Here is a 9,132-nt window from a genome sequence, read left to right on the forward strand (position 1 = left end):
AGGTATCTGCTCCCTACCCGCTCCTTACCTGCTCCCTACCTGCTCCTTGTATGCTCGCCCTCTATAGACAAGGAGAAAACAGGGTAAAAGCAGGGAACAGGCAGGGAGCGGATAGGGAGAAAAAACAAAGAAAAAAACGAAGAAAAACAACAAGTATGGCAAAAGTAGAAATAGACGAAGGCTCCGGCTTCTGCTTCGGAGTGGTCACCGCCATCAACAAGGCGGAAGAGGAACTGGCGAAAGGGGAAACCCTCTACTGCTTAGGAGACATCGTACACAACAGCCGCGAAGTGGAACGGCTGAAGGCCATGGGACTGATTACCATCAACCACGAAGAACTGAACCACCTCCACAACGCCAAAGTACTGCTACGCGCCCACGGCGAGCCCCCCGAGACATACGACATCGCCCGCCGCAACAACATCGAAATCATAGACGCCACCTGCCCGGTAGTGTTGCGCCTGCAAAAGAAGATAAAGCAGGAGTACATGCAGGAGGGTAACAACAAGCAGATTGTCATCTACGGAAAAAACGGCCACGCCGAAGTGCTGGGGCTGGTGGGGCAAACCAATGGCGAAGCGATTGTCATCGAAAAGCCGGAAGAGGCACCCAGACTGAATCTTACCAAAGACATCCGCCTCTATTCGCAGACCACCAAATCACTGGATGGATTCCGGGATATTGTACACTACATCGAAGAGCACATCCCGCCCGAAGTGAGTTTCGAATCCTACGACACCATCTGCCGACAAGTGGCCAACCGCATCCCCAACATCCGCAAATTCGCCGCCTCGCACGACCTGATATTCTTTGTCAGCGGCAAGAAGAGTTCCAACGGAAAGATGCTGTTCAGCGAATGCCAGAAAGTCAATCCGAACGCACATCTGATAGACAGCGTAGAAGAGATAGACAGCGCATTGCTGGAAAGCGCGGAGTCCATCGGCGTATGCGGCGCCACATCCACCCCCAAATGGTTGATGGAAGAAATATCCGAGGCCATCAAGGCGAAATTGGGATAAAAGGCCGTGCATCGGGCTTACAGCCTTCGCTTTTGATGCAGTCGCCGGATTGCCGGATAGTCAACAAGCCTGAGAGCGGTATCGAGACAGACGTTTCGTTCTTCCCGAATGTAAAACATTTTTTCGGCCTTTTTTCGTAGTCGGCACGTTCCGGCAAAAAAATGGTCTTCCGCCTTCTTTTCCCTGTTCTCCTTATCCGCTCCCTGCCTACCCCCTATCAGGGCCTATTCGGCTTCGGACGTTCTTCGGACAAACTCCACTCCCTAGGACCGAAGAACGTCCGAAGAACGTCCGAAGAAACACCGAAGAAACTACGAAGTAGAAAAGGACCGGAAAAGAGGCAACGGGAAAAAACAGGAGGCAGCGGATTTTTCAGAAAGAAGATATCACATGTAAACAATTATGATTCAAAATCCCTTTTAGAGGAGCCATAGAAGTTAACGGGAACCGTCACTCCGCTTCTCTTCATCAGGAGTTAAAGCCGATACGCTTGTGCAGGATGCCGTTACGGGCGCATTGGCTTCAGCTACTAAACCGACCGGCCGGCTGATAACTCCTATAACTCCCGCAAATGAAAGAGCCGTGCATCGGGACTACAAAAAAACATAAATTTATTAGCCACAGCTTTAGCTTTTTAGTATCTTTGCGGCATACTAAAAACGAGTCGGACTCGCTTTTTCATCTGATTATTAACACTAAACAACAAATAGTTATGGGAACAGTTAAGTGTATTGGTATCTTGACATCAGGAGGTGACGCCCCCGGAATGAACGCGGCCATACGTGCCGTGACACGCACAGCTATTTACAACGGACTTTCCGTAAAAGGCATCTATCGTGGTTACAAAGGTCTGGTAACCGGTGAAATCAAAGAATTTAAAAGCCAGAACGTCAGCAACATCATCCAATTGGGTGGCACCATCTTGAAGACGGCACGCTGCAAGGAGTTCACCACTCCCGAAGGACGTCAACTTGCCTACGACAACATGAAGAAAGAGGGCATCGACGCCTTGGTAGTCATCGGCGGTGACGGTTCGTTGACCGGCGCACGCATCTTCGCGCAAGAATTCGACATACCGTGCATCGGATTGCCAGGTACCATCGACAACGACCTTTACGGAACCGATACCACCATCGGTTACGATACGGCACTGAATACCATCTTGGATGCTGTGGACAAAATCCGCGACACCGCCACTTCCCACGAACGCCTGTTCTTCGTAGAAGTCATGGGACGCGATGCCGGCTTCCTCGCCCTGAACGGTGCCATCGCTTCCGGTGCGGAAGCCGCCATCATTCCGGAATTCAGCACGGAGGTGGACCAATTGGAAGAATTCATCAAGAACGGTTTCCGGAAATCCAAGAACAGCAGTATCGTATTGGTAGCCGAAAGTGAACTGACAGGCGGTGCCATGCACTACGCCGAACGCGTGAAGAACGAATATCCGCAATACGACGTACGTGTGACCATCCTCGGCCACTTGCAACGCGGTGGTAGTCCTACGGCACACGACCGCATACTTGCCAGCCGTCTGGGAGCAGCAGCCATCGATGCCATCATGGAAGGACAACGTAACGTCATGATTGGAATCGAACATGACGAAGTGGTTTATGTCCCCTTCACCAAAGCCATCAAGAATGACAAGCCCATCAAGAAAGATCTTGTGAATGTATTGAGGGCGCTGTCTATCTGATTTATTTCAAAGGGAGTCAGAAGAAGTTAGAGGCCAATAGTCCGACTTGTGTCAGCAAGAGTATTGGCCTCTAACTTCTTCTAACTCCCTTTAACTCCCGATAACTCCTTAATTCTATAGCCACTTCCTCACAATATCCTCCGTTCGCTTCCACAACTCCGCCATCTGCACATGACGGGTGTATTTCTTCGAAAGATTTTTGGGACGGCAACTGGCATTCAAGGTGCCGGTACGCTTGCCCGCCTCTTCGTCCAGCAACAGACTGACCGCCGTGGCGGCTCCCTTGCGGGGAGTGCGGATAAAGGGACGGAAGAAAATATCCGTCAGGGGGTCGAACCACATCTGCATGGTAATGATATTGGTGGAGACCACGCCGGGGTCGGCGGCATTAACTACGATTCCTTTGTCTTTGACACGGCTTGCCAAGTCGATGGTAAACAGAGTTAGTGCCAGCTTCGTATTGCTATAGATAGGTATGCGCCAGAAGCCTCCCTTCCGTCCGCGAAGGAAGAAATCGGGGAAATCGAGGTGCCCGATGGCGTAGGTACACGACACCATGTTGACAATGCGGCTTCCCTCTCCCATCAAAGGCAGGAGCTTGCGGGTGAGCAAGTAAGGTCCCACGTAGTTGACACTCACCGTCTGTTCCAACCCGTCTTCCGTGATACGGCGTTCCGTCTCCAAGGTTCCGGCATTGTTCATCAGCAATGCCAACGGCTCGCCCCGCTTCAACAGCCTGTCGGCAAATGCAGCCACCGAGGCAAGGGATGCCAGGTCGATGGGGGCTGTCTCAATACAAGGATTGCCGGTTTCACGCATCAGTTGCTGACGTTTGGATTCGGCTGCCTGCGGGTCGCGGCACGCCATGATGATTTGATAGCCGGCAGTTGCCACCGCACGGGTGATTTCCATGCCCATTCCACCGTCTGCACCGGTTATAATTGCAAGTTTCATATCACATTCTTTTTAGGGAGGGAGTTAGAAGGAGTTAACTCCCGATAACTCCCTTCAAATTTTAAATTTCAAACTCATCCTTTTGCCTCGATTCTCTCTATCTCTCTCTTCAGGCAAGGAGGAAGCTCCTCCTTCAGGTGCTGATGGCACGCCATCTCGACAGAGTACATGCGGGCAATACAATAATTGCTGTGCTTGCAGTTGCAACGCGCATTCTCCTCGGCACGCATGCGGTTGACAAAGCCCGGTTCGTTGAGCAGGGCACGCGCCATCTGTACAGCCTCGAAGCCATCGTCCAGCACCTCGTCTATCTTCGCACGGGAGACCAGACCGCCTACATAAATCAGCGGCATCTTCAGGGCGGCACGGAACTTCAAGGCATCTTCCAGGAAATAGGCTTCCTTGAAGGGTACGGTGGGTATCATCCACTTGCCTACCATGCGCACGCCATACTTCAGCCACCAGCAGGTCATATAATGGGTCATGCTGCGGATGGGCATCTCGCCCCGCATGACGTACATCGGCGCCTTGCTGACGAAGCCGCCGCTCAACACCAGTGCATGGGCACCCGACTGCTCCAGCCGCTTCGCCACCTGCAGTGTCTCGTCCAGTTCCATGCCTCCACGGAAGCCGTCGCGCATATTCATCTTCACCAGTACTGCCATGTCGTTGCCGGCAGCCTTCATCACCTCTTCCATCACCATGTCCATGAAGCGCATGCGGTTCTGCAACGAGCCGCCGAACTCGTCTTTCCGATGGTTGGTGGAGGGAGAGAGGAACTGGCTGATGAGATAGCCGTGTCCGGCATGAATCTCTACGGAGTCGAAACCGGATTCGCGTGCCAGATTCACCGCGCGGCCGTAGGCACGTGCCATCTCCGGCAGTTCGTCGGCACGCAGCCCACGCACGAAGGTGGGCGAATAGAGGTTGAAACCGGAGCATGCACCGACAGGCGTACAGCCGCAAATACTCTTGTGGGACATGTTGCCGCAATGCCCCAACTGGATGCCTGCCGCCGCCCCTTCGGCATGTATGGCATCCGTCAATCTGCGAAGCCCGGGGATAATTTCGGGACGCATCCACAACTGGCGGTCAAAAGAGAGTCCGCTCTGAGTGACCGCCGCGTATGCCACGGTAGTCATACCGACACCACCCGCAGCTACCGACCGGTGATAATCGAGCAACATGTCCGATGGAGCGTTGCCGGGACACATGCTCTCGAAGGCAGCCGAACGGATGGTACGGTTGCGCAACGTCAAAGGTCCGAAAGTGACGGGAGTGAATAACTTGGATTCCATGAGAAGATTTATGATTTTAGATTTATGATTTCAGATTTAATTGTCAATTATCAATTGTCAATTAATAAAGGAAGGGGATGATACGCTTACGATTTCCTACCGCCTCATCGCCAAACTCCTCCCGATAATGCCGGTGGATGGCGTCGGCACGGGGAACCAGATTGGCGAATGTCCACCAGACAAAGACCCATGCCGCCGGAGAAGCGGTGAGTAGGGCAAAACCTGTCCATTCCACCAATTCGCCGAAGTAATTGGCAGAGGTGACGTATCGGTAGAAGCCTTTTCCTGGCAGATAATGTTTGGTGTCACCCGGTTTACGCAAGTGCCGTATCACATAGTCGGAATGCAGATTGACAAACATACCGGCAAAGAACAGAAAGATTCCCGACAAGGCATGAGGCTTCAGCAAATAGGCCCATCCGTCGGCGTATAAACCTTCGGGAACAAAATAGAACAAACCGCCCGCCTGCATCATGCCGTTCAGCAGATTGAAAAGAATGCCCATCGCCATGATTGCCACCGGCATCCGGCTTTTACCCTTCATCAGCAAGGGAAAGATGAACGAACGCTGGAAATAATGCAACTGAAACAGCAGGAAAAACAGATAAACCGGCATGGCAAAACCTACTCCGCTCTGCCCCCACAGCCAGAACATGACAACGAATACAGGTGCCTCCATCAGCACCCACGCCAACTTATTGTTAATGGCAAATCCCCACGAAGCCGTGCGGAACATGCCATACCCTGCCTTTACAAAATAAAGAGCTACAAAAACGACAAGTGCCACGGCACTCATCACCCACAGAAACAATTGAAAATCATTTTGGCTCATAGTCATTTTTTTAAACCGCACAAATGTAGGCAAAAAATACTGATTCACATGACTTACGAAGAAAGAAAAAACAATAACTCGTCGGTTGAATTAAATTAGAGAAAACCGTTGGCGGAATTAAATCAACAAGAAAATAGCTTCTGCAATTTCCCCTATATTCCCCGGTTTGACAGACACTTGCGTCTGTCGGCTTGAACACAAGTGTTTGTCACGCTGCACACAAGTATCTGTCAGCTCACTTTTCAACTTCTGATAATCAAAGAGTTAAACAACACAGGGAAGCAAACCTGCAAATTAATTCCACCAACGTTTTTTTACAAATAAGAAGTTTCGGGACTTCTGCCAACATCTGTCGGCACAGGTGGCAAACAGCAACCTGAAGAAAGTGATTACTTCACTGAGCAATCTATAAGCAAAGTTCTCATAGTGAAGTCACCCTAAACCGCAAAGCAATGGATTCATTCTTCAGTCCTTTGGGCAACGTGACAATGACCTTGTCGCCCTTGGTGACATACTTCACGCCACGGTTGCCTTTCAGCAACCTCATGCTTCCTTTGGGCAGATTGCCGGTCCACTCTATCGTAGCGGGCAGTTCTTCGCCTTCGGGCAGTGCATAGATGGCGTAGAGTGTCTTGCCGTCCTTATCGGCGGTGAACCAGACATTGCCGTCATGATAGACAGGAGTGGTACGAGTGTTGTAGATGGCCTGCCCGTTGGCACGCAGCCATTCGCCCACCTCGTGCAGACGCTTCGCCACTTCCTCTTCGATTACGCCATCGGCTGTAGGACCTACTCCCAACAAGAGGCAACCACCTTTCGCCGTAATCTCAGTCAGGATGTTCACCACTTTCTGAGGTGACTTGAAAGGCGCATTGGGTACCCATCCCCAGTCATTGCTTAGCGTAATGCAGCTTTCCCATGGATAATCCAGTTGGGTTTCGGGAATGCCACGCTCCGGTGTCTGATAATTCTCGTTCTTGCCACGAATGGTGCGGTCCACCGAAATCAGTCCGGGATACCGCTTGCGGGCCTTTTCCAAAATGGCATCCAAGTGAATGTCTTCGCCTGTCACCCATCCGCCGTCCAGCCACAGGATGTCGAAGCTACCATAATTGGTCATCAGCTCATCCAATTGGTTTTGTGTGAATTTCTGATAGTTCGCCCACCATTCAGGATGGCGTTCCTTCTTGTAATTGATGCGTCGGTTGGGTGTGGCAAAGTGCGGATTCCAAAACCATTCACAGTGCCAGTCCGGTTTGGAGAAATAACAACCGATCATAAAGCTTTTCTGACGGAAAGCATCAAACACGTGGCGCGCCACATCTCTGCGCGGGTCGTTGCGGAAAGGGCCGTTCGCCACAGAGAAATCGGTATATTTGCTGTCGAAGGTACAAAAACCGTCGTGGTGTTTGGTAGTGAAAAGCATGTACTTCATCCCTGCATCCTGCATGATGTCCGCCCATTTCGAGGCATCCAGATTGACGGGATTCAACTGTTCTTTCAGTCCCCAATACCACTTTTTATACTCATCATAGGTCAAGTCCGTACGGCGTGAAATCCAATCGACATCTTCTGAACAGATGGACCAGGATTCCACAATTCCAGGCACGGAGTAAAGTCCCCAATGAAACAAGACACCGAACTTCTGGTCCTGCCATCTGTCTAATTTCGCCAACACCTCTTTGTCCGTAGGCCATACATAATCCGTCACTTCCGATTGTTTATGGACGAAACCTTGCACTTGCTCTTGGGCTGTCACACCCAAAGAAAAGGCAGCCAGCGCCAAGCCTGCCAATAGTTTCTTTTTAGATTTCATAGAATTTTATTATTAGATTAAACACTTGTTTGTCTGTTGGTACAAAAATACTGAAAATCCTCTGCCCGAGAAAGAATATTCATCAGGTTCTAATGTGATAAGACCATAAAAAAGTAGTACTTTTGGTGCGACAAACCATTGATCAATGAATAAATATGATGAAAAAAACGAAGTATTTTGCCGGTATTGGCATGGCGGCATTGGCTGCCCTGCCCGCCTTGGCGCAGCAGAAAGAGCGCCCGAACGTAATTATCATTTACGCCGATGACTTAGGATATGGCGACTTAGAATGCTATGGAGCCAAAAACGTGAAGACACCCAATGTGAACCGTCTGGCCGCAAACGGAATCCAATTTACCAATACACATGCGGTAGCCTCCACCAGTACTCCTTCCCGTTACTCCCTGCTGACCGGCGAGTATGCGTGGCGCAAACCGGGAACAGGGGTTGCCGCCGGTAATGCCGGAATGATTATCAAGCCGGGACAATATACCATGGCAGATATGTTCAAGAACGAGGGATATACCACCGCCGCCTTCGGCAAATGGCATTTGGGGTTGGGCACAGAAACAGGCAAGCAAGATTGGAATGCACCGTTGCCTTCCTCCTTAGGCGATCTGGGCTTTGACTACCACTACATCATGGCGGCAACAGCCGACCGTGTGCCGTGCGTGTTCATCGAAAATGGGAAGGTGGTCAACTACGACCCTTCCGCCCCCATCGAAGTCAGCTACAAAGCGAACTTTCCGGGAGAACCGACCGGAAAGGACAACCCCGAACTGCTCTATAACCTGAAATCCAGCCACGGTCATGATATGTCCATCGTGAACGGTATCGGACGTATCGGCTACATGAAAGGGGGAGGCAAGGCGTTGTGGAAAGACGAGAACATCGCCGATTCCATCACGCTACATGCCGTCAATTTCCTGAAGCAGCACAAGGATGAACCCTTCTTCATGTATTTCGCCACGAACGACGTGCACGTCCCCCGCTTCCCGCATGAACGCTTCCGCGGAAAGTCTTCCATGGGACTGAGAGGCGACGCCATCGTGCAGTTCGATTGGAGCGTAGGTGAAATCATGAAAACATTGAAGGAGCTTGGCTTGGCGGACAACACCCTGATTATCCTGTCGAGCGACAACGGTCCGGTAGTGGACGATGGCTATGATGACCAAGCCGAGGAGCTGCTGAACGGACATCGTCCTACGGGTCCTTATCGCGGCAACAAGTACAGCGCCTTTGAAGGAGGCACCATGGTACCTGCCATCGTTTCTTGGCCGAAAGGCATCAAGAAGAGAGGCAAATCGGACGTATTGATGTCACAAATCGACTGGATGGCTTCGTTGGGCAGCCTGATTGACGCCAACCTTCCCAAAGGAAGCGCCCCCGACAGCTACGACCGTCTGGGCAACCTCCTGGGTACAGACGATACAGACCGCCCCTGGGTAGTAGCTGTCTCTTTACCACATCTCCGCGCCCACGAGACTAACGCGACTCTGGGATGCCGGCTTGATAATTAA

At 51.3% G+C, this 9,132-nt stretch carries 6 protein-coding genes and 1 pseudogene; 3 read left to right on the forward strand and 4 right to left on the reverse strand.

Annotation, left to right across the window (positions count from 1 at the left end; all coding sequences use genetic code 11):
* Positions 1-155: 155 nt before the first annotated feature.
* The gene (locus K2G43_RS00845) at positions 156-1,019 is read left to right on the forward strand and encodes a 4-hydroxy-3-methylbut-2-enyl diphosphate reductase (RefSeq protein WP_297644826.1); all 864 of its coding nucleotides are present in this window, start codon (positions 156-158) and stop codon (positions 1,017-1,019) included.
* A 712-nt stretch (positions 1,020-1,731) separates the two neighbouring features.
* Positions 1,732-2,712, forward strand: coding sequence for a 6-phosphofructokinase (gene pfkA, locus K2G43_RS00850; RefSeq protein WP_297645375.1), 981 nt, complete (start codon positions 1,732-1,734; stop codon positions 2,710-2,712).
* Positions 2,713-2,826: 114 nt separating this feature from the next.
* Here pfkA and K2G43_RS00855 read toward each other — a convergent pair whose 3' ends face one another.
* From K2G43_RS00855 to K2G43_RS00870, 4 genes are all read right to left on the reverse strand, one after another.
* The gene (locus tag K2G43_RS00855) at positions 2,827-3,666 is read right to left on the reverse strand and encodes an SDR family oxidoreductase (protein WP_297645378.1); all 840 of its coding nucleotides are present in this window, start codon (positions 3,664-3,666) and stop codon (positions 2,827-2,829) included.
* Between the two features lie 74 nt (positions 3,667-3,740).
* On the reverse strand, positions 3,741-4,964 hold the full coding sequence (locus K2G43_RS00860; protein WP_297645381.1) for an NADH:flavin oxidoreductase: 1,224 nt from the start codon (positions 4,962-4,964) through the stop codon (positions 3,741-3,743).
* Between the two features lie 61 nt (positions 4,965-5,025).
* A complete protein-coding gene (locus K2G43_RS00865; RefSeq protein ID WP_297644108.1) occupies positions 5,026-5,796 on the reverse strand; it encodes a DUF1295 domain-containing protein in 771 nt (256 codons plus the stop codon).
* A 421-nt stretch (positions 5,797-6,217) separates the two neighbouring features.
* Positions 6,218-7,612, reverse strand: a complete 1,395-nt coding sequence (locus K2G43_RS00870) for an alpha-L-fucosidase (protein WP_297644107.1) — start codon at positions 7,610-7,612, stop codon at positions 6,218-6,220.
* A 191-nt stretch (positions 7,613-7,803) separates the two neighbouring features.
* On the opposite strand from K2G43_RS00870, the pseudogene K2G43_RS00875 reads away from it, so the two are divergent.
* Positions 7,804-9,063: pseudogene (locus K2G43_RS00875) on the forward strand (sulfatase-like hydrolase/transferase); the annotation flags it as partial.
* Positions 9,064-9,132 lie beyond the last annotated feature (69 nt).

The sequence above is a fragment of the Bacteroides sp. genome (assembly GCF_029057325.1).
GTDB lineage: Bacteria > Bacteroidota > Bacteroidia > Bacteroidales > Bacteroidaceae > Bacteroides.

Bases quoted from the DNA above. Each gene is read 5' to 3' on its own strand.
- K2G43_RS00865 (WP_297644108.1), bottom strand. From the start codon at position 5,796: ATGAGCCAAAATGATTTTCAATTGTTTCTGTGGGTGATGAGTGCCGTG.
- pfkA (WP_297645375.1), top strand. From the start codon at position 1,732: ATGGGAACAGTTAAGTGTATTGGTATCTTGACATCAGGAGGTGACGCC.
- K2G43_RS00860 (WP_297645381.1), bottom strand. From the start codon at position 4,964: ATGGAATCCAAGTTATTCACTCCCGTCACTTTCGGACCTTTGACGTTG.
- K2G43_RS00845 (WP_297644826.1), top strand. From the start codon at position 156: ATGGCAAAAGTAGAAATAGACGAAGGCTCCGGCTTCTGCTTCGGAGTG.
- K2G43_RS00870 (WP_297644107.1), bottom strand. From the start codon at position 7,612: ATGAAATCTAAAAAGAAACTATTGGCAGGCTTGGCGCTGGCTGCCTTT.
- K2G43_RS00855 (WP_297645378.1), bottom strand. From the start codon at position 3,666: ATGAAACTTGCAATTATAACCGGTGCAGACGGTGGAATGGGCATGGAA.